The following is a 21233-nucleotide window of genomic DNA, read 5'->3' on the forward strand; positions in this document are numbered from 1 at the left end:
ATAATCTTTATGAGGTGAGTACAAATGAAACGTATTGGTGTATTAACAAGTGGTGGAGATTCACCTGGTATGAATGCTGCCATTCGTGCAGTTGTTCGTAAAGCGATTTTCCATGATATTGAAGTATATGGTATTTACCATGGATACGCTGGTTTAATTTCTGGTCACATTGAAAAATTAGAACTTGGTTCTGTTGGCGATATTATCCACCGCGGTGGTACGAAATTATATACAGCAAGATGTCCTGAGTTTAAAGACCCAGAAGTACGACTAAAAGGTATCGAGCAATTAAAGAAACACGGTATCGAAGGACTTGTTGTTATTGGTGGAGATGGCTCTTACCAAGGTGCTAAAAAATTAACTGAACAAGGATTCCCATGTGTTGGTGTACCAGGTACAATCGACAATGATATTCCTGGAACAGACTTCACAATTGGTTTCGATACAGCTTTAAATACTGTTATTGATGCAATTGATAAAATCCGTGACACAGCTACATCTCATGAACGTACATATGTTATCGAAGTAATGGGACGTCACGCTGGAGATATCGCATTATGGGCTGGTTTAGCTGATGGTGCAGAAACGATCTTAATTCCAGAAGAGAAGTATGACATGGATGATGTTATCGCTCGTCTGAAACGCGGTAGTGAACGTGGTAAAAAGCACAGTATTATTGTTGTAGCTGAAGGTGTTGGAAGTGCGATTGACATCGGTAAACACATTGAAGAAGCAACAAACTTTGACACTCGTGTAACGGTATTAGGTCACGTACAACGTGGTGGATCACCAAGTGCACAAGACCGTGTATTAGCAAGTCGCCTTGGCGCGCGCGCAGTTGAATTGCTAATTGATGGCAGAGGTGGACGCTGTGTAGGTATCCAAAACAATAAACTTGTTGATCATGACATTATCGAAGCGTTAGCTCAAAAGCATACAATCGATAAAGATATGTATCAATTATCTAAAGAATTATCCATCTAATCGGCTTAATGCCTTGTATTTGGGAACGGTTTCATAATTTTCGGAGGTGCAATATGCGTAAAACTAAAATTGTATGTACTATAGGTCCTGCTAGTGAAAGTATTGAGAAATTAGAACAATTAATCGAAGCAGGTATGAACGTTGCTCGTTTAAACTTCTCTCATGGTAGCCATGAAGAGCACGGCGCTCGTATTAAAAACATTCGTGAAGCTTCAAAGAAAACTGGTAAAACAGTTGGTATCTTACTTGATACAAAAGGTCCAGAAATCCGTACTCACGACTTCGTAGACGGACAAGCTGAGCTTGTAACAGGTGCAGAAGTAGTTCTTTCTACTGAGCAAGTATTAGGTACTGCAGAGAAATTCTCTGTATCTTATGCAGGTCTTTATGACGATGTAGACCCAGGTTCTCGCATTCTAATCGATGACGGTCTTATCGAACTAGAAGTAATCGAAAAAGCTGATGGGAACATCCGTACAAAAGTATTAAACAGCGGAACTGTAAAAAATAAAAAAGGTGTTAACGTACCAAACGTAAGCATTAAGCTTCCTGGTATCACTGAAAAAGACGTAAAAGATATCGTTTTCGGTATCGAGCAAAAAGTTGATTTCATCGCGGCATCTTTCGTACGTAAAGCATCTGACGTATTAGAAATTCGTGAATTATTAGAAGGACATGACGCTCAATACATCCAAATCGTGCCAAAAATCGAAAACCAAGAAGGTATCGACAACATCGATGCAATCTTAGAAGTTTCTGACGGTTTAATGGTTGCTCGTGGTGATATGGGTGTAGAAATTCCACCAGAAGAAGTACCATTAGTACAAAAGCGTCTAATCAAAAAATGTAACGTATTAGGCAAACCGGTTATTACTGCAACACAAATGTTAGATTCTATGCAACGTAACCCACGTCCAACTCGTGCGGAAGCAAGTGACGTAGCAAACGCAATCTTCGATGGAACAGATGCAATTATGCTTTCAGGTGAAACTGCTGCGGGTCAATACCCTGTAGAAGCTGTAACAATGATGGCTAACATTGCAGTGCGTGTTGAAAAATCATTACAATATGAAGATATGTTCAAAAAACGTATTAAAGAGTTCACTCCAACAATTACAGATGCAATTAGCCAATCTGTTGCGCATACAGCACTTGCTCTTGATGTAGCTGCAATCGTAGCTCCAACAGAAAGTGGACATACTGCGAAAATGATCTCTAAATACCGTCCGAAATCTCCAATCGTAGCTGTAACATCTGACGAGCAAGTAGGACGTCGTCTTGCACTTGTTTGGGGTGTACAAGCGTTTATGGCTGGAAAACGTGCAGCTTCTACTGACGAAATGTTAGATACTGCAATTCAAACAGGTATGGATGCAGGTCTAATCGGACTTGGAGATACTGTAGTAATCACTGCTGGTGTTCCAGTTGCTGAAACTGGTACAACAAACTTAATGAAGATTCACGTTGTTGGTGAAGAAGTCGCTAAAGGACAAGGAATCGGTCGTAAAGCTGCAAAAGGTAAAGTAGTTGTAGCGAAAACAGCTGCTGAAGCTGTAGCGAACGTAAACAAAGGTGATATCCTTGTTACAACAAGCACTGATAAAGATATGATTCCTGCAATTGAAAAAGCTGCTGCTTTAGTTGTTGAAGAAGGTGGCTTAACAAGCCATGCGGCTGTTGTAGGTGTATCAATCGGTATTCCTGTTATCGTTGGTGTAAACGGCGTAACAGCAACTTTAAAAAATGGCCAAGAAGTAACAGTTGATGCAGCACGCGGAATTGTTTATAATGGACATGCGGAAGTGCTATAAGAAGTAATACGGAGAGAAGGAGCGGAGTCCTTCTCTTTTTTTTACACAAAAAAGGATAGAGATAGCTTTAAACACCTGAAATCACTTCAGGGAACGTTTGTTATAACGTTTGTGGGAAGAGGGTTATTTATCTTTTGTGAGGCTTATACGGGCGTCATAAGGGGCTTGTAAGGGACTTAGTAAGGTGAAAGGAAGATACTTAAACCTTTGAAATGAAATATGAAGGAGTGCGAGCTATGAAGTGGTTACTATTCTTGCTTATTTTAATACCGGCGATCGAAATTACGGTCTTAATTGGATCGAGTCATGTAATAGGTTTATGGTCTACGTTTGCTATGATTGTATTTACAGGTATTGTAGGCGTGTATTTGGCGAAACGACAAGGGTTTAAAATAGTTAGAGAGATTCAATTTAGGTTAAATAGAGGAGAAATGCCGGGTGATGCCGTCCTAGATGGTATTTTTGTCTTTATAGGAGGTATTCTTTTAGTACTTCCTGGATATGTGACGGATATAATGGGTTTTATCTTTGTTATCCCTGTAACAAGGGCTTTATTAAAGCCGATTGTTATGAAGTGGATTGATTGGAAATTGAGAAAGAAGGCTATTATTATTGTTCAGAAATAACACTTAGATTATAGCGATCTAAGTGTTATTTTTTTATTGTATTTTCTATTTATACTTCTGGTAGTTAATGCTAGGTAGAATACAGGGGGTTACGGATTGAAAGTTTTACGTCAGGGTAATATTTTTTGTGTTGTTAGTGTTCGATTAGTGTGAAAAAGTTAGATGAGAGAAAAAAACTACTGATTAAAGGAGTATTTCGCTCTAATTTGTATATTTATTCATTTACATAAAAAGTAATAAATGTAAGTAATAATTATAAAATAAATAGAATAAAAATGTAAAAATACCGCAAAATATGCGTTTTACATGAAAAAACAAGAGAATTATCCTTTTTTAGGAAATTCTCTCGTTTGAAATGTAGTTAGTATAAAAATAAGTGAATAATCAGTGGGAAATTCCCACTGATTAACAGTTAAGTTTTTTGTTGTATGTGAATTAGAAAATATTATTTTGATGGTGAGCCTTTAATGAATTTCCATAAGTCATGGAAAACGTGGGCTTTGTGTAATGTGTTAAGTAGTACTAATGTGACTGGACCGATGATTAATCCTAAAAAACCAAAGAGCTTAAAGCCGACAAATAAAGCGATGAGTGTCGCTAATGGATCGAGTCCAATATTAGATGAAAGTACTTTCGGCTCCATGATTTGTCTTTGGACAATCACGACGATGTATAAGATGAGAAGACCGATGGCGAATGCGGTGTCGCCTGTGAAAAATACGTATATAACCCAAGGAACGAAGACAGCTCCAGTTCCTAAGTATGGGAGTAAATCTACAACTCCTGTAATAATCGCGATAGTAATTGCGTATGGCACGCGTAATATTAAAAGGCCGATTAGTACAATGACGGTTGTCATAGATACGAGTGTAAGTTGTGCTTTAACAAAACCAAACAAAGCTTTTCTTAAATCGACAAAAATAGTTTTTCCGTATCCGTGTACACGATTAGGTAAAAGTTTTCTTACTTTATGAGCAAGATGGTGCCAATCGTAACTAATGAAGAAAGTTGCCAATAAAATGAATACAAGGACAGTTAAAGTTGTTGGTAATGCGCTAATGAAATTTGTTAATCCGCTTATAATAGCGGTTAAAAGTTCTTTCATTTGTGTCGTTGCTTCAGTGCCTAAGTTTTGAATGTTTTGTGTAATAGTATATCGTTGTGGTTCGCCGAGATGATTAAATTTAGAAATTAAATCATCGTAGAGAGGCATAATATGATTAAGAGCAAATTGTTGAGCGAATGCAACGATATCTGGGAACTTCACTGTAACAATTTGAAGTAAGTATGTTGTGGCGGATATTGCTTCAGTTACAAGGTATGTAACAAGTCCGACGATAGCCCCGAATACGAGAATTAAGCTAACGAGTACTGCTAATGCACGAGGGAATTGTAGCTTTTGATTAAGGAAATTGACGACAGGATTAATCAAATAAGCGAATGCAAAAGCGATAATAAAAGGATAGATAAGTCCTGACATGTACAGTAATACATAGAACCCAACGACCGTTGCTACAATGACAAATATGAGTCGCAATATCATATATAGTAAGTTTCGATTCAAAGATGTGTACCTCCCATTCCAATTTGTATTATCCTAATTCGTTCAACTTATAACGAGTAGCATTCACTGATTAAAGTTTCACTTTTATGTTATAGTGGAATGATGGATTTTCCCTGCTTTTTCAGTACATAAACGACTGTAAAAGCTTGTTGATGATGCTTCTACTATATGGTAAAAACTTCATTTTCTCTTCTTTTTATTTTACCTGTTTCTTGTTAGAAAAGAAAGGAGAGACAATCGTTTTCAAAAATGTATACATGCTTTGATTTTTTGGGTTACAGTCTCATTCTGTAAGTTGAAAATGCATGCACTAATGAAATTGTTGCCTTATTCTCATTGGCAAATAGACATCGATATGACATGTATAACGATAGGTTTAAAGGTATTTTTGTTTGGAAGCGAGTTCATTATTTTCAGAAAGGAAGTGCAAACATGATTAGTCAGTCAACGTTATTTTTATTCATACTACTTATTATAGGACTTATTGCTAAAAACCAATCGCTTACCGTAGCTGTTGGAGTTTTATTTTTATTGAAGTTTACGTTTTTAGGCGATAAAGTCTTTCCTTATTTACAAACGAAAGGAATTAACCTTGGTGTGACGGTTATTACAATTGCGGTGCTCGTTCCAATTGCGACGGGGGAAATAGGGTTTAAACAACTCGGAGAAGCGGCGAAATCATACTATGCATGGATTGCTTTAGCCTCAGGAGTGGCAGTTGCTTTATTGGCGAAAGGTGGGGTGCAATTATTAACGACGGATCCTCATATTACAACTGCACTTGTTTTTGGGACGATTATAGCTGTAGCTTTATTTAATGGGGTCGCTGTAGGTCCATTAATTGGGGCTGGAATTGCCTATGCAGTTATGAGTATTATACAAATGTTTAAATAAGGAATTTTATAGTAATATAAAATTTTTGAATTCTTTCTGTTCACAAAAGTCAGATAATTGTTTATAATAGGATTAGAAACTTTGAAAAGTTACATAACAGCAGAGACTATACACCAGATAAAATAAAAACAACATAAAACAATTTTATAATGATATTGTTTTATGTTGTTTTTATCATAAAACTCTTCGGAATTCATTTTCCTCACTAACTTGTTGTTCTGAGCGTGAGGATTCGGGGAGACATTCACGCTCATGCTTTCCATGTAGCAATGGACAAAAAGAGGGGAACATCGCAACAAATTTGCATGAACGTGCATTTTGCTTGCCTAAAGAGTGAACGAGCGTTCATAATTTATAAGGGGAGCAAATAGATATAAGGAGCAAGGTTGGGAGAATTTTCAGGAAAAGGAGAGAATGTCATGACTGTTATTCGAGGTTTAGAAGGGGTAGTAGCAACAACATCATCTGTGAGCTCTATTATTGATGATACATTAACTTATGTTGGGTATAATATTGATGATTTAGCGGAGAATGCTACATTTGAAGAAGTAGTGTACTTATTATGGCACCGCAAGCTTCCTAACGAAAAAGAACTAGCGGAATTTAGTGAAACTGTATCTGAATACTATAAAGTACCAGGTGAAATTTTAACATATTTGAAACAAGTAGATTTAAAAATCGCGCATCCGATGTCTGTTTTACGAACTGCGATTTCCATGCTATCATTATACGATGAGAGCGCTGAAATTATGGATGAGAAGTCCAATTATTTGAAAGCGGTTAAATTACAGGCTCAAGTAGGAACTTTAATTGCTGCTTATGCAAGAATCCGAAAAGGTTTAGATATTGTTGAACCGAGAAAAGATTTATCATTAGCTGCAAACTTCTTGTACATGTTAAATGATCGTGAGCCAAATGAAGTTGAAATTGAAGCTTTTGATAAGGCGCTTGTACTTCATGCAGATCATGAGTTAAACGCTTCTACATTTACTGCACGTGTTTGCGTAGCTACACTTTCAGATGTATATTCTGGTATTACAGCAGCAATCGGTGCATTAAAAGGTCCTCTTCACGGTGGGGCAAATGAAAATGTAATGAAGATGCTAACTGAAATTGGCGAAGAAGAAAATGTAGAATCATATATTCATAATGCTCTTCAAAATAAAGTGAAAATTATGGGATTTGGCCATCGCGTATATGAGCATGGTGATCCACGCGCGAAACACTTACGCGAAATGTCTAAGAGATTATGCGTGCTTTTAGGAGAAGACAAATGGTATAATATGTCTATCAAAATTGAAGACATTGTAACAAAAGAAAAAGGTCTTCCGCCAAATGTTGATTTCTATTCAGCTTCTGTATACCACTGTTTAGGAATTGACCATGACTTATTTACACCTATTTTTGCAATTAGCCGTATGTCAGGCTGGTTAGCTCATATTCTAGAACAATATGAAAATAACCGTTTAATCCGTCCGCGTGCTGATTATAATGGACCAACACATCAAGTGTATGTTCCAATTGCACAACGATAAGCGAAAAACACTATTTCGATAGTGAAAATACGCTTTCAAAAGTCTGATTTTTCCGGGAAGATGTAATGATTAGAATATTTAAATTTGACTAACGGTTTGAACTGAGGGGTTATTCCCTCAGTTTCATACATATGAAATTTCAAACATGGGGGTTATCACATTGACGACAGGTGAAAAAATTACTGTAACTAATGGTGTTATGAATGTACCAAACAATCCGATTATTCCATTTATCGAAGGAGATGGAATTGGTCCTGATATTTGGGCTGCAGCATCTCGCGTACTAGAAGCAGCAGTTGAAAAAGCTTATGATGGTGAGAAGAAAATCGTTTGGAAAGAAGTGCTTGCAGGGGAAAAAGCATTCAACCAAACAGGCGAGTGGTTACCAGAAGAGACTTTAAATTTAATCCGTGAATATTTAATCGCAATTAAAGGTCCACTTACAACTCCAGTTGGCGGTGGTATTCGTTCTCTAAACGTAGCGCTTCGTCAAGAATTAGATTTATATGTATGTCTACGTCCAGTTCGTTACTTTGAAGGTGTGCCTTCACCTGTAAAACGTCCGGAAGATACTGATATGGTTATTTTCCGTGAAAATACAGAAGACATTTATGCTGGAATTGAATATGCACAAGGTTCTCCAGAAGCAGAGAAAGTTCTTGCTTTCTTAAAAGAAGCAATGGGTGTTAATAAAATCCGCTTCCCAGAAACATCTGGCATTGGTATTAAACCAATCTCAGAAGAAGGGACAAAGCGTCTTGTTCGTGCTGCAATTCAATATGCAATTAACGAAAAACGCTCTTCTGTTACATTAGTTCATAAAGGAAACATTATGAAATTTACAGAAGGTGCTTTCAAGAACTGGGGTTACGAAGTAGCTGAACAAGAATTCGGCGACAAAGTATTTACTTGGGCTGAATATGATCGTATCGTTGAAAAAGATGGAAAAGATGCAGCGAATAAAGCGATGGCAGACGCAGAAGTGGCTGGAAAGATCATCGTAAAAGATTCTATTGCAGATATCTTCTTACAACAAATTTTAACTCGCCCACGTGAGTTTGATGTTGTTGCAACAATGAACTTAAACGGAGACTACATCTCTGATGCACTTGCTGCACAAGTAGGTGGAATTGGTATTGCACCTGGTGCAAATATTAACTATGTGACTGGACATGCTATCTTTGAAGCTACACATGGTACAGCTCCAAAATATGCAGGTTTAGATAAAGTAAACCCATCTTCAGTTCTTCTTTCAGGTGTACTATTATTAGAGCACTTAGGATGGAACGAAGCTGCGAATTTAGTAACTGATTCAGTTGAGAAAACAATTGCTTCAAAAGTAGTAACATATGATTTCGCACGCTTAATGGAAGGTGCAACAGAAGTGAAATGTTCTGAGTTCGCTAATGAACTTATTAAAAACATGGATGTAGCGATAATCAAAAACGCATAATTAAAGCGGGGGGTAAATTATGACAATCAAACGCAAGAAAGTTTCAGTCATCGGTGCAGGATTTACAGGAGCAACAACAGCATTCTTATTAGCACAAAAAGAACTTGCAGATGTTGTATTAGTGGACATTCCACAGCTGGAAAATCCAACAAAAGGGAAAGCGTTAGATATGTTAGAAGCGAGCCCAGTACAAGGTTTTGATGCTAACATTATTGGTACATCTGATTACGCAGATACTGCTGATTCTGACGTTGTCGTTATTACAGCTGGTATTGCGCGTAAGCCTGGTATGAGCCGTGATGACTTAGTAGCAACAAACTCTAAAATTATGAAAAGTATTACGCGCGACATTGCAAAACATTCACCAAATGCGATTATTGTTGTATTAACAAATCCGGTTGATGCAATGACATATTCTGTATTTAAAGAAGCGGGATTCCCGAAAGAGCGTGTTATCGGTCAATCGGGCGTATTAGATACAGCTCGTTTCCGTACATTCATTTCACAAGAATTAAATCTTTCTGTGAAAGACATTACAGGATTTGTTCTTGGTGGACACGGTGACGATATGGTACCTCTTGTACGTTATTCCTATGCAGGTGGCATTCCGTTAGAAACATTAATTCCGAAAGAGCGTTTAGAGGAAATTGTAGAACGTACACGTAAAGGTGGCGGCGAAATTGTAGGCTTATTAGGAAACGGTAGTGCATATTACGCACCAGCTGCATCTTTAGTTGAAATGACAGAAGCAATCTTAAAAGATCAACGCCGTGTATTACCAGCCATTGCTTACCTTGAAGGTGAATATGGTTATAGTGACCTTTACTTAGGGGTACCAGTAATTTTAGGTGGTAACGGAATTGAAAAAATTATTGAATTAGAACTTCTTGAAGATGAAAAAGAAGCGTTAGATCGCTCTGTAGAATCTGTACGTAACGTTATGAAAGTTCTTGTTTAATAATTAAATATAAGCGGAAAAAGATTCGGGGCCCCGAATCTTTTTCTACTATTTATTGAAATGTTTTTTTGAAATAACATGAAAACGCTATCATTTGGTGTATCCTATAATGAAACTATAGACTTATACTATATATTGCCCTCATCATAGTAAATTTCGGATAAGGTATCGCTTTTAGTAGGATAATAAGGTGAAAAAATCGGAGGGGGTTGTAACATGTTAAAGAAAAAAGTTCAAATTGGTCGTAGAATGGGTGAAATTACAGTAGGAGAGAAATTATCTATCACTGAAAAAATTGAGGATAAAGATTTGTTATTGTACTTAGGGTTAACGAATGATGCCAATCCATTATATATTCAGCATGATTACGCATCCCAAACTCCGTATGAAAAGCCGATTGTACCAAGCATTATGCTAACAGGGCTGATTACAACGGCGGTTACGAAATATTTACCAGGTCCAGGTAGTCATATTACTAGGAAGGACCTTACGTTCGTGAAACATGTTCACCATTATGAAACGTTACAAATCCACTTTGAAGTTGTGGCTGTTTCAGAGGAGGAACATACAATTGATATGCTCGTATCAGCTTATGATGAACAAGGAGAGCATGTTGTAAAAGGTTCATTAACAGTAACGCCACCTTTTAAATCTGTTTCTATTATGGAAAAAGCATTAGATAATTTTTAAAAAATGAAAGTTAGAATGATATAAAAGTAGTGCTGGTCATATTCTTATTAAGGATATGCTAGCGCTACTTTTTGTTTAGAGGGGTGATATAACTGTGAAATGGGAAAGGGAAGACATTATTTTTGAAACGATAAGAGAAGCTGAAGTGTGGGCCGATTCAATCGCGAATGAAATGTACGGGAGAGTATTTGGCGGATATGAAACGCCGGATTATAAAATAGCGTATGCTCTTGCGTTTTTTTTAGCACAAAATCAAGGCTTCACAATTTGTACAGGGGTGATTTGTGAAGAAGATAGGATGATTTACAGGGTATGGATAGCAAATGAATAGCGAAAGTGTAATTATTTCGATTTTCTAGAGTAACTCTACTGTAATCTAACTCCACAAATAGACAATTATATTGAGGGGGACCTTGTTTTCTAGTATGATGAGAATAACGGGGAAAATACTAGGATGAAGAAGGTTTCAAGTCTATAACTTGGAGGAAAAGAATGAACAATCGTATTTTAGTAGTTGATGATGAGGAGTTTATCTTAACTTTAATTGAATTTAATTTACAACAAGCTGGGTTTGAAGTTATAACAGCGATGGATGGAGAAATGGCGCTTCAAAAAGCGACAACAGAACGCCCAGATTTAATTATATTAGATTTAATGCTTCCGAAAATGGATGGTATGGAAGTTTGTAAAGAATTACGATTGCAGCGTGTTATGACGCCGATATTAATGCTAACAGCAAAAGATGATGAATTTGATAAGGTACTGGGTCTTGAGCTTGGGGCTGATGATTATATGACGAAGCCGTTTAGCCCGAGGGAAGTTGTTGCTCGTGTGAAGGCGATTTTGCGCCGCACGAAATTACAGCAAGAAGAACAAGTTTCGGAAGCGCCAGATGAAGATAGCATCATAATTGCAGAGCTTAAAATTTTACCGGAGTTTTATGAAGCGTACTTCCAAGGCAGGAAACTGGAGTTAACACCGAAAGAATTTGAGTTACTTGTTTATCTTGCGAAAAATAAAAGTCGTGTATTAACTCGTGACCAATTATTGAGCGCTGTATGGAATTATGATTTTGCTGGTGATACAAGAATTGTTGATGTCCATATTAGCCATTTGCGCGATAAAATTGAACAAAATACGAAAAAGCCGACGTACATTAAAACGATACGTGGTTTAGGTTATAAATTAGAGGAGCCAAAAGGGGATGAATAAATTTCGTTCCAGGCTTCTTTTTACATTTGTTTCTCTTATCGTTTTTATTTTAGTTGGACTAGGTGTATTATTAGAAACTGTATTTGAAAACTATTATATAGATCATGCTAAAGAGAGAATGGTAAAAGAGACACAGTATGTCGCGGTATTAGCAGAAGAGCAAGGGTTTGATTCTGTTTTAAAAAAGCCGTATGTATTTGAAAAGTTAGAAGAACAAATACCAGCTTCCATTATATTTGTTGATGAAAAAAAGAGAGTTCAATATAGCGGAGGGCAACAATCTATATTTAGTCAAGAGATGATTAAAGAACTTTCTTCTGAAACAGCAAAACAAAGAAATAAGGTCATCACGAAAGAAACGGATCAAAAGAATGAGTTTTATCATGCTGTGTTCGTCCAGGATGTAGAAGGGAAACAAGGATACATCTTGGTGAAAAGTACAATCGATACTTTGAGGGACGTTCACCAAAAAACGTGGGGATTATTAATTATCGGATTTGTCATTGCTTGTCTCGTAGTTGTATTCCTAGGTGTCAAAATTACAGGACAATATATTAGGCCGATTGAATCGGTTACGAAAGTTGCGATTGAATTAGCGAAGGGTAATTATAAAGCGCGTGCATATGAAAGTCATTCGGATGAAACAGGAATGCTAAGTAAAGCAATTAATATTTTAGCTCGTAATTTACAAGAGATGACACTCGAACAAGAAATGCAACAAGATCGTTTGCACACATTAATTGAAAATATGGGAAGCGGAATGATTTTAATTGATAGCCGTGGTTATATAAACCTTGTAAACCGCTCTTATAAGGAGACTTTCCACGTAACAGATGAAGAATATTTAGACCGTTTATATTATGAATCGTTTCACCATACGGAAATTATTGAGCTTGTGGAAGAAATTTTCATGACAGAAGTGAAAGTGCGTAAACAAATGTTATTGCCGCTTGGTATTGAGCGAAAGCATTTCGAAGTATACGGAGCGCCAATTATTGGGACAAACCATGAGTGGAAAGGAATTGTTCTCGTATTCCATGACATTACAGAGTTAAAGAAATTAGAACAAATGAGAAAAGACTTTTTAGCGAATGTTTCTCATGAATTGAAGACACCGATTACTTCTATTAAAGGTTTTTCAGAAACACTCTTAGACGGAGCGATGGATAATAAAAAATTCTGCGAACATTTCTTGCATATTATTTTAAAAGAAAGTGAACGCATGCAAGGATTAATTGAAGATTTATTAGATTTGTCAAAAATCGAGCAGCAAGGGTTTAGATTAAACATGGGTACGGTTGATATGAAGGAGATTCTTGAAGATATTCACATGGTGCTCGATAATAAAGCGGGTGAAAAAGAAATCTCTTTACAAGTGAATGTATTGAAACGAGTTTCCGTTATTGGAGATCCGAGCCGCTTAAAACAAATCTTTATTAATTTAATTAATAATGCAATCGTATATACGCCGGCTGGTGGCGTTGTTTCAGTTGAATTATTAGAGGATAAATATAATGCGTATATAAAGGTTTCGGATACTGGAATTGGTATTAGTAAAGAAGAAATCCCTCGTATATTCGAACGTTTTTATCGAGTTGATAAAGCGAGAAGTAGAAATACGGGTGGAACGGGTCTTGGATTATCAATTGTAAAACATTTAGTTGAAGCACATCAAGGTACGATTACGGTGGATAGTGAGGTTGGGGAAGGAACAACATTTACGGTTGTTTTGCCAAAATCAGCTACTGAAAAATAGGGTGAAGGATATTTACAATATATTAACAATGGCTTAATTAAATATTAATAAAGCTCTGTTAATATAATAGATGAAAACCCCTTCATCCAAGGAGTAATTTTGGACGAGAGTAGTTGTGCTATTCTCGTCACTTCCCTTTATGCCAATATAAGCCGATTTATATATAGGAAAATAACCGTTATTTTTCTTCTCTCTATTAGTCATGTTAATATAGAGAGAGGAAAGGAACGGTTTTTTTCTGTGGAAAAAATCGTTTCAAATATGTATGGGGAGGTTTGTAGTTTGGAAAAAAAAGTCGTATTAGTAGATGGTAATAATATCGCGTATCGTGCTTTCTTTGCACTACCGCTTTTAAATAACGACAAAGGTATACATACGAACGCAATTTATGGTTTTACAATGATGTTAATGAGGATACTAGAGGAAGAAAAACCGACGCATATGCTTGTGGCGTTTGATGCGGGGAAAACAACATTCCGTCATAAAACGTATAGTGATTACAAGGGAGGACGTCAAAAGACTCCACCTGAGTTATCAGAGCAATTCCCATTTATTCGCGAAGTACTTGATGCATTTAATGTTCCGCGCTATGAATTAGAAAACTATGAAGCGGATGACATTATGGGAACCCTAGCGAAGGAAGCGAGTGAGCAAGGGGCTTATGTAAAAGTTATTTCAGGAGATAAAGACTTACTTCAACTTGTTTCTGATAATACACTTGTATGTATTCCGCGCAAAGGGATTACAGAAGTAGATGAATATACGAAAGAAGCTTTATTTGAGAAATATAGCTTATCACCAAAGCAAATTATCGATATGAAAGGTTTAATGGGAGACCAATCAGATAACATTCCAGGTGTACCAGGTGTTGGTGAGAAGACAGCCATAAAATTATTAACGCAATTTGAAACGGTTGAAGCAGTATATGAAAACTTAGATCAAGTGAGCGGAAAAAAATTAAAAGAAAAGTTAGAAGCAAATAAAGAACAAGCACTTATGAGTAAAGAACTTGCGACGATTATTACAGACGCACCAATTACTGTGCATGTAGATGATATGGCATATAAAGGGTATGAACCAAGTGATGTTATTCCAATGTTTGAGAATTTAGGATTTACATCTCTTTTAAATAAGCTAGGTGTTACGCCTGAAGAAACAGCTCCAGCTGAATTAGATGATATTACATTTGATATTGTGGAAGAAGTTACAGAAGAAATGCTTCAGCAAGATAGTGCGCTTATTGTAGAAGTGCAAGAAGATAACTATCATAAAGCGGATATTCAAGGTTTTGGTATTCAAAATGAAAATGGTTGTTACTTTATTTCGGCAGACATTGCTCTTAAATCAGATGCTTTCAAAGCATGGCTTGCAAATGGAGAAATGAGAAAGCATACATTTGATGCGAAGCGAGCTATCGTTGCACTCAAATGGAACGGTGTAGATATTCAAGGAATTGACTTTGATTTATTAATCGCTGCTTATTTACTTGATCCAGCTGATACGGATAAAGATTTCCGTACTGTAGCGAAAATGAAAGAAACGCATGCCGTGAAATCGGATGAAGAAGTTTACGGAAAAGGTGCGAAGCGTGCAGTTCCAGAGTTAGATGTAGTAGCGGAGCATGTAGCTCGTAAAGTGCATGTATTATATGATGTAAAGCAAACGTTCTTAGAAGAATTAAAAAAGAACGAGCAATATGAATTGTTTACAGAGTTAGAATTACCACTTGCGCGTGTATTAGCTGATATGGAAGTAAAAGGTGTAAAAGTTGATACGGAGCGTCTTCGTAATATGGGAGAAGAACTTGCAGGTAGATTAAAGGAAATGGAACAGGAAATTTATAAGCTTGCGGGAACGGAATTTAATATTAATTCACCGAAGCAACTTGGGGTTATTCTGTTTGAGAACTTAAACTTACCAGTTATTAAAAAGACGAAAACAGGTTATTCTACGTCGGCGGATGTATTAGATAAACTTATGGATCATCATGAAATTATTCCAAATATTTTACATTATCGTCAATTAGGAAAGCTAAATTCAACTTACATTGAAGGTTTATTGAAAGTTGTACATGAAGATTCATCTAAAATCCATACTCGTTTCAATCAAGTGTTAACGCAAACAGGTCGATTAAGTTCAACAGATCCGAACTTACAAAATATCCCGATTCGATTAGAAGAAGGAAGAAAGATTCGTCAGGCATTCGTTCCATCAGAAGAAGGATGGATCATGTACGCGGCTGATTATTCACAAATTGAACTTCGTGTGCTTGCTCATATTGCAAATGATCCAGGGTTAGTTGAAGCATTCCAACATGACATGGATATTCATACGAAAACAGCTATGGATGTATTCGGTGTTGGAAAAGATGAAGTAACATCTAACATGAGGCGACAAGCAAAAGCTGTTAACTTCGGAATTGTGTATGGCATTAGTGATTATGGTCTTTCGCAAAACTTAGGAATTACAAGAAAAGCAGCAGCGGAATTTATTGAAAAGTATTTAGAAAGTTTCCCTGGTGTACAAGAATACATGGATGAAATCGTAAAAGATGCGAAACAAAAAGGGTATGTGGTTACATTATTAAATCGTCGCCGTTATATTCCGGAAATTACGAGTCGTAATTTCAATTTACGTAGCTTTGCTGAGCGTACAGCTATGAATACACCAATTCAAGGTAGTGCGGCTGATATTATTAAAAAAGCGATGATTATTATGGCAGATCGTCTAGAAGAAGAAGGATTACAAGCACGTCTTCTTCTGCAAGTACACGATGAATTGATATTTGAGGCACCAAAAGAAGAAATTGAAAAATTAGAGAAGCTTGTACCTGAAGTAATGGAGCATGCAATTGAACTAGCCGTTCCATTGAAAGTTGATTATTCTTACGGTCCAACTTGGTACGATGCAAAATAAGGACGTGATGAAATGCCGGAATTACCAGAGGTTGAAAACGTTAGACGGACGCTTGAAAATCTTGTAACAGGAAAAACGATTGAAGATGTCGTTATTACTTATCCCAAAATAGTAAAACGACCGGATGATGCAGAAATCTTTAAAGAAATGCTAAGAGGCGAGACAATTGAAAATATAAAGCGAAGAGGAAAGTTTTTGCTTTTATATGTAACGAATTATGTCATTGTTTCACATTTGCGTATGGAAGGTAAGTTTTTACTTCATCAAGAGGGTGAGCCAATTGATAAACATACGCACGTCCGTTTCTTATTTACAGATGGAACTGAATTACATTATAAAGATGTGAGAAAGTTTGGTACGATGCATCTCTTTAAGAAAGGTGAAGAGTTGAATCGAATGCCTCTTGCTGACTTAGGCCCGGAGCCATTTGATGCTGAATTGACACCGCAGTATTTACAAGAAAGATTGCAAAAAACAAATCGTAAAATAAAAGTTGTATTATTAGACCAGCGTCTTTTAGTAGGGCTTGGAAATATATATGTAGATGAAGTTTTATTCCGTTCTCAAATTCATCCGGAACGAGAAGCGTCATCTTTAACAGTAGAAGAAATTGAACGGATTTATGAGGCGACTGTTACAACGCTAGGCGAAGCAGTGAAGCGTGGCGGAAGTACAATTCGAACGTATATCAACTCACAAGGGCAAATTGGTTCGTTCCAAGAACTTCTAAATGTATACGGAAAAAAAGGAGAACCTTGTGTGACTTGCGGTACGATATTAGAAAAAACAGTTGTTGGCGGAAGAGGAACGCATTACTGCCCGATTTGTCAGCCGAGAATATAGAAAAGAGATAACATCGGATAGGCATTTGTCATATACATACAGCAGAGCTATGTATAAGGGAGGAGCTTACCGATGTACCTTTATTTATCTCTTATTTTATTAGCTTTTACATTAAGCTTAGATAGCTGTAGTGTAGGGCTAACATACGGATTAAGGAGTGTAAGAATTCCACTAAGATCAATTATAATTATCGGGATCTGTTCAGCAGCTGTTATGCTCGTATCCATGGGAATTGGACATATGATCGCGAAAATATTTTCACCTGTTATCGCAACGCGTATCGGTGGGCTTGTTCTTATTGGAATCGGGATTTGGGTATTATATCAATTTTTTCGGAGTGATAAAAAAGAAGAACCGAAGCAAGAGGAGAAGGTTTGGAAATTAGAAATTGCTTCTCTAGGGCTAGTGATTCAAATTTTGAGGAAACCGACTGTTGCGGATTTTGATAAATCAGGAACTATATCTGCAGGTGAAGCGCTACTTCTCGGTATTGCTCTTTCTGTCGATTCGTTTGGTGCTGGAATTGGTGCATCCTTATTAGGTTATGCACCTGCTATGATGGCTATATTAGTCGCGGTTATGAGTTCTTTATTTTTATTTATTGGAATGAAGCTTGGTACGGTTTTGTCGAATATGAAGTGGTTACAAAAATTTACATTCCTGCCTGGGGTATTACTCATTATTATTGGAATTTGGAAAATGTAAGTATGGGCGTGGAACATTAGTTTCGCGCCTTTTATATTGTGAGGAGGATTATTATGACAGTGGTAATTGGATTAACGGGAGGCATTGCAAGCGGAAAAAGTACGGTATCAGAAATGTTTCGTGAACTAAATATACCAGTTATTGATGCTGATATTATTGCACGAGAAGTTGTAGAACGAGGAAAGCCAGCATATAACAAAATTGTAGAGGTGTTTGGAACGGAAGTGCTACAAGAAGATGGGGAGCTTGATCGACCTAAATTAGGAAGTGTCGTTTTTTATAATGAAGAAAAACGATTGCAGTTAAACAAAATTGTGCATCCTGCGGTACGTGAAGAAATGAATGCGCAAAAGGAGATGTACATAAAAGAAGGTATGCAAGCGGTTGTGTTAGATATCCCTCTTTTGTTTGAAAGTAACTTAACAAATCTCGTTGATCGTGTTTTAGTTGTAGCAGTTATGCCGAGTACGCAATTAGAACGTTTAATGAAACGAAATAATTTTTCAGAAGAAGAAGCAACGGCGCGTATTCAATCTCAAATGCCATTGGAAGAAAAAGTAAAGCGTGCAGATGAAGTGATAAATAATGATGGCACAATTATGGGAACGAAAACACAATTACAGGTGATTTTAAAGAAGTGGAACATTATTAACTAAAAAATTGTGAAATTAATGAAAATGCTTAGTGACATATCCCCTTTTTGTGTTATACTATTATTGGGATTGGAGATAAATAGTATAACGCATTCAAGGGGGATAACATATTATGACTCGTGTGGCAATTAATGGATTTGGACGTATTGGGAGAATGGTATTTCGTCAAGCAATAAAAGAAAGCGCATTCGAAATTGTAGCAATCAATGCAAGCTATCCATCAGAAACGTTAGCACATTTAATTAAATATGATACAGTTCATGGTAAGTTTGACGGAACAGTAGAAGCATTTGAAGATCACTTATTAGTTGATGGGAAAATGATTCGCCTTTTAAACAACCGCGATCCAAAGGAATTGCCTTGGACAGATTTAGGTGTTGAAGTTGTAATTGAAGCAACTGGTAAATTTAACTCGAAAGAAAAAGCAATTCTTCACGTTGAAGCTGGAGCGAAAAAAGTTATTTTAACAGCGCCTGGTAAAAATGAAGATGTAACAATTGTAGTTGGTGTGAACGAAGACCAATTAGATATTACAAAACATACTGTTATTTCAAATGCATCTTGTACAACAAACTGTTTAGCGCCTGTTGTAAAGGTGTTAGATGAGCAGTTCGGAATTGAAAACGGTTTAATGACGACTGTTCATGCTTATACAAATGACCAAAAAAATATTGATAACCCACATAAAGATTTAAGAAGAGCACGTGCTTGCGGACAGTCTATCATTCCGACAACGACGGGTGCTGCGAAAGCGCTATCAAAAGTTCTTCCGCACTTAAACGGTAAACTTCATGGTATGGCACTTCGTGTACCAACACCAAACGTGTCTCTTGTTGACCTAGTAGTAGACGTGAAACGTGATGTAACAGTTGAAGATATTAATGAAGCGTTCAAAACTGTTGCAAACGGTGCATTAAAAGGAATTGTAGAATTCAGCGAAGAGCCTTTAGTGTCTATCGATTTTAATACAAATACACACTCAGCTATTATTGATGGTTTGTCTACAATGGTAATGGGTGATCGTAAAGTGAAAGTACTTGCTTGGTATGATAACGAGTGGGGCTACTCTCGTCGTGTTGTAGATCTTGTAACGTTAGTTGTTGATGAATTAGCGAAACAAAAAAATGTGCAACATATTTAAGTGAACGAGAGAGAGGGCAAGTGAAAATTTGCCCTCTTTTTTATTTTTTTCTGAAAAGGAAAAAAATTATATAAGTATATTTTCAAATAGTGGACATACCACGAAACGTTGGGATTACTGTATTCGTGAATCATTAATTTTTTTTAGGGAAAAGTAAAGAGGAAAATATGACAGAAAATCGAAAAAACTGTTGTTGCAAAATGAAAATAAACAAAGTATACTAACACTCGTAAACTTAAGAGCTGAGGTACGTAGTCACTACTTAAAGGGTTAGGACCTCTCTGGACTAACTTTCCCCCGTGGTAGTGGAGCAAGCCAAATTGCAAATTAGTTTTCAATTCGAACAGTTAGAATAAATTTACAAGGGGGAACTGTAGAATGGATACTATGGATACGATGGGTCGTCACGTGATTGCTGAACTTTGGGATTGCGATTTCGACAAGCTTAATGACATGCCGTATATTGAACAATTATTTGTGGATGCAGCACTAAGAGCTGGTGCTGAAGTACGTGAGGTTGCTTTTCATAAATTTGCACCACAAGGTGTAAGTGGAGTAGTAATTATCTCGGAATCACATTTAACAATTCATAGCTTTCCGGAGCACGGTTACGCAAGTATTGATGTTTATACTTGTGGGGATCGTATTGATCCCAATGTTGCTGCAGAATATATTGCAGAAGGTTTAAACGCGAAAACGCGTGAGAGCATCGAGCTTCCTCGAGGCACTGGTAGCTTCGAAATTAAGCAGAGAGAAACAAAAGCTCTTTAAAAAAGAACATAATTGATTTAAAATGTAAAGAGGTGTATAATGCACCTCTTTTTTAGTTTATATAAAATAGGATCATGATGTGTAATAACTTAGAGTGGTCAGTGTATAAGAATGAGTTATATAATATTGTATATATATTTTCACATGTAGGTGAGTAGCGAAAAAATAAAGATTATATTGTAAAGGAGTGAATGAATTGCGTTGTCCATCCTGTTTTCATAATGGCACAAGAGTGTTAGATTCGCGTCCGGTAGACGAGGGGCGCTCTATTCGAAGAAGAAGAGAGTGTGAAAGCTGTTTAAGTCGCTTTACAACATTTGAAAGAGTAGAAGAATCACCTCTTATCGTTGTTAAAAAAGAAGGAACACGAGAAGAGTTTAATAAAGAGAAGATTTTACGCGGTTTAATTAAAGCGTGTGAAAAAAGACCTGTATCTTTAAGACAGTTAGAGGAAGTAACACAAAGTGTGGAGCGTGAACTTCGTAACTTAGGTATATCAGAAGTGAAAAGTGATATGATTGGTGAAATTGTTATGGAAGAACTTCGTGATATTGATGATGTTGCTTACGTACGTTTTGCTTCTGTGTATCGTCAATTTAAAGATTTAAATGTATTTATTGAAGAATTAAAAGATATACTGCAAAAAGAGAGAGAGTAGAAGGTGTAGTATATTCTCTTTATATACTGTAAGTAAATGAGATAAGAGAGCTAGAAGCGGAAG

Annotated in this window: 19 protein-coding genes; 18 read left to right on the plus strand and 1 reads right to left on the minus strand. The window is 36.7% G+C overall.

What is annotated here, in order from left to right:
* Nucleotides 1-24: 24 nt before the first annotated feature.
* From pfkA to CDB3_RS27645, 3 genes are all read left to right on the plus strand, one after another.
* Nucleotides 25-984: a 6-phosphofructokinase gene (gene pfkA, locus CDB3_RS27635; RefSeq protein ID WP_097832101.1), complete on the plus strand. Its 960-nt coding sequence runs from the start codon at nucleotides 25-27 to the stop codon at nucleotides 982-984.
* A 53-nt stretch (nucleotides 985-1037) separates the two neighbouring features.
* Nucleotides 1038-2795, plus strand: coding sequence for a pyruvate kinase (pyk, locus tag CDB3_RS27640; RefSeq protein WP_098499749.1), 1758 nt, complete (start codon nucleotides 1038-1040; stop codon nucleotides 2793-2795).
* Between the two features lie 236 nt (nucleotides 2796-3031).
* Nucleotides 3032-3421: an FxsA family protein gene (locus tag CDB3_RS27645; protein ID WP_128856670.1), complete on the plus strand. Its 390-nt coding sequence runs from the start codon at nucleotides 3032-3034 to the stop codon at nucleotides 3419-3421.
* A 445-nt stretch (nucleotides 3422-3866) separates the two neighbouring features.
* Here the strand turns inward: CDB3_RS27645 and ytvI are convergent, their stop codons facing one another.
* Nucleotides 3867-4985: a sporulation integral membrane protein YtvI gene (ytvI, locus tag CDB3_RS27650; protein ID WP_071748283.1), complete on the minus strand. Its 1119-nt coding sequence runs from the start codon at nucleotides 4983-4985 to the stop codon at nucleotides 3867-3869.
* Between the two features lie 432 nt (nucleotides 4986-5417).
* On the opposite strand from ytvI, the gene CDB3_RS27655 reads away from it, so the two are divergent.
* From CDB3_RS27655 to nrdR, 15 genes are all read left to right on the plus strand, one after another.
* Entirely contained in the window at nucleotides 5418-5879 is a 462-nt protein-coding gene (locus CDB3_RS27655; RefSeq protein WP_002112200.1) for a DUF441 domain-containing protein, read from the plus strand.
* A gap of 386 nt (nucleotides 5880-6265) precedes the next feature.
* On the plus strand, nucleotides 6266-7414 hold the full coding sequence (gene citZ / locus CDB3_RS27665; protein ID WP_128856671.1) for a citrate synthase: 1149 nt from the start codon (nucleotides 6266-6268) through the stop codon (nucleotides 7412-7414).
* 160 nt (nucleotides 7415-7574) lie between these two features.
* Nucleotides 7575-8867 carry an NADP-dependent isocitrate dehydrogenase gene (icd, locus tag CDB3_RS27670; protein WP_000206900.1) on the plus strand — a complete coding sequence of 431 codons (1293 nt, stop codon included), beginning with the start codon at nucleotides 7575-7577 and terminating at the stop codon, nucleotides 8865-8867.
* Nucleotides 8868-8886: 19 nt separating this feature from the next.
* A complete protein-coding gene (mdh, locus tag CDB3_RS27675) occupies nucleotides 8887-9825 on the plus strand; it encodes a malate dehydrogenase (RefSeq protein ID WP_128856672.1) in 939 nt (312 codons plus the stop codon).
* 216 nt (nucleotides 9826-10041) lie between these two features.
* Entirely contained in the window at nucleotides 10042-10515 is a 474-nt protein-coding gene (locus CDB3_RS27680; RefSeq protein WP_128856673.1) for a MaoC family dehydratase, read from the plus strand.
* 94 nt (nucleotides 10516-10609) lie between these two features.
* Entirely contained in the window at nucleotides 10610-10846 is a 237-nt protein-coding gene (locus CDB3_RS27685; protein WP_128856674.1) for a hypothetical protein, read from the plus strand.
* A gap of 161 nt (nucleotides 10847-11007) precedes the next feature.
* Nucleotides 11008-11727 (plus strand): two-component system response regulator PhoP, encoded by a 720-nt coding sequence (gene phoP / locus CDB3_RS27690; protein WP_002122968.1) that lies wholly within the window; start codon nucleotides 11008-11010, stop codon nucleotides 11725-11727.
* Nucleotides 11720-13483, plus strand: a complete 1764-nt coding sequence (phoR, locus tag CDB3_RS27695; RefSeq protein ID WP_128856675.1) for a sensory box histidine kinase PhoR — start codon at nucleotides 11720-11722, stop codon at nucleotides 13481-13483. The genes phoP and phoR overlap by 8 nt, the downstream gene beginning before the upstream one ends.
* A 282-nt stretch (nucleotides 13484-13765) precedes the next feature.
* Nucleotides 13766-16399: a DNA polymerase I gene (gene polA, locus CDB3_RS27700; RefSeq protein ID WP_128856676.1), complete on the plus strand. Its 2634-nt coding sequence runs from the start codon at nucleotides 13766-13768 to the stop codon at nucleotides 16397-16399.
* 12 nt (nucleotides 16400-16411) lie between these two features.
* Nucleotides 16412-17242 (plus strand): DNA-formamidopyrimidine glycosylase, encoded by an 831-nt coding sequence (mutM, locus tag CDB3_RS27705; protein WP_128856677.1) that lies wholly within the window; start codon nucleotides 16412-16414, stop codon nucleotides 17240-17242.
* 72 nt (nucleotides 17243-17314) lie between these two features.
* The gene (gene ytaF, locus CDB3_RS27710) at nucleotides 17315-17947 is read left to right on the plus strand and encodes a sporulation membrane protein YtaF (RefSeq protein ID WP_000281731.1); all 633 of its coding nucleotides are present in this window, start codon (nucleotides 17315-17317) and stop codon (nucleotides 17945-17947) included.
* 53 nt (nucleotides 17948-18000) lie between these two features.
* Entirely contained in the window at nucleotides 18001-18603 is a 603-nt protein-coding gene (gene coaE / locus CDB3_RS27715; protein ID WP_128856678.1) for a dephospho-CoA kinase, read from the plus strand.
* 109 nt (nucleotides 18604-18712) lie between these two features.
* On the plus strand, nucleotides 18713-19741 hold the full coding sequence (locus tag CDB3_RS27720) for a glyceraldehyde-3-phosphate dehydrogenase (protein ID WP_097832088.1): 1029 nt from the start codon (nucleotides 18713-18715) through the stop codon (nucleotides 19739-19741).
* Nucleotides 19742-20128: 387 nt separating this feature from the next.
* On the plus strand, nucleotides 20129-20512 hold the full coding sequence (gene speD, locus CDB3_RS27725; protein ID WP_002003660.1) for an adenosylmethionine decarboxylase: 384 nt from the start codon (nucleotides 20129-20131) through the stop codon (nucleotides 20510-20512).
* A 196-nt stretch (nucleotides 20513-20708) separates the two neighbouring features.
* Nucleotides 20709-21170, plus strand: coding sequence for a transcriptional regulator NrdR (gene nrdR, locus CDB3_RS27730; protein ID WP_001203686.1), 462 nt, complete (start codon nucleotides 20709-20711; stop codon nucleotides 21168-21170).
* Nucleotides 21171-21233: the final 63 nt, after the last annotated feature.

The sequence above is a fragment of the Bacillus sp. CDB3 genome (assembly GCF_002081505.1).
Classification (GTDB): Bacteria; Bacillota; Bacilli; order Bacillales; family Bacillaceae_G; genus Bacillus_A; species Bacillus_A cereus_AT.

Excerpts from the sequence above, each read along its gene's own strand:
- pfkA (WP_097832101.1), top strand. The coding sequence starts at position 25 with ATGAAACGTATTGGTGTATTAACAAGTGGTGGAGATTCACCTGGTATG.
- pyk (WP_098499749.1), top strand. The coding sequence starts at position 1,038 with ATGCGTAAAACTAAAATTGTATGTACTATAGGTCCTGCTAGTGAAAGT.
- CDB3_RS27645 (WP_128856670.1), top strand. The coding sequence starts at position 3,032 with ATGAAGTGGTTACTATTCTTGCTTATTTTAATACCGGCGATCGAAATT.
- CDB3_RS27655 (WP_002112200.1), top strand. The coding sequence starts at position 5,418 with ATGATTAGTCAGTCAACGTTATTTTTATTCATACTACTTATTATAGGA.
- mdh (WP_128856672.1), top strand. The coding sequence starts at position 8,887 with ATGACAATCAAACGCAAGAAAGTTTCAGTCATCGGTGCAGGATTTACA.
- CDB3_RS27680 (WP_128856673.1), top strand. The coding sequence starts at position 10,042 with ATGTTAAAGAAAAAAGTTCAAATTGGTCGTAGAATGGGTGAAATTACA.
- phoP (WP_002122968.1), top strand. The coding sequence starts at position 11,008 with ATGAACAATCGTATTTTAGTAGTTGATGATGAGGAGTTTATCTTAACT.
- phoR (WP_128856675.1), top strand. The coding sequence starts at position 11,720 with ATGAATAAATTTCGTTCCAGGCTTCTTTTTACATTTGTTTCTCTTATC.
- mutM (WP_128856677.1), top strand. The coding sequence starts at position 16,412 with ATGCCGGAATTACCAGAGGTTGAAAACGTTAGACGGACGCTTGAAAAT.
- ytaF (WP_000281731.1), top strand. The coding sequence starts at position 17,315 with ATGTACCTTTATTTATCTCTTATTTTATTAGCTTTTACATTAAGCTTA.
- coaE (WP_128856678.1), top strand. The coding sequence starts at position 18,001 with ATGACAGTGGTAATTGGATTAACGGGAGGCATTGCAAGCGGAAAAAGT.
- CDB3_RS27720 (WP_097832088.1), top strand. The coding sequence starts at position 18,713 with ATGACTCGTGTGGCAATTAATGGATTTGGACGTATTGGGAGAATGGTA.
- speD (WP_002003660.1), top strand. The coding sequence starts at position 20,129 with ATGGATACGATGGGTCGTCACGTGATTGCTGAACTTTGGGATTGCGAT.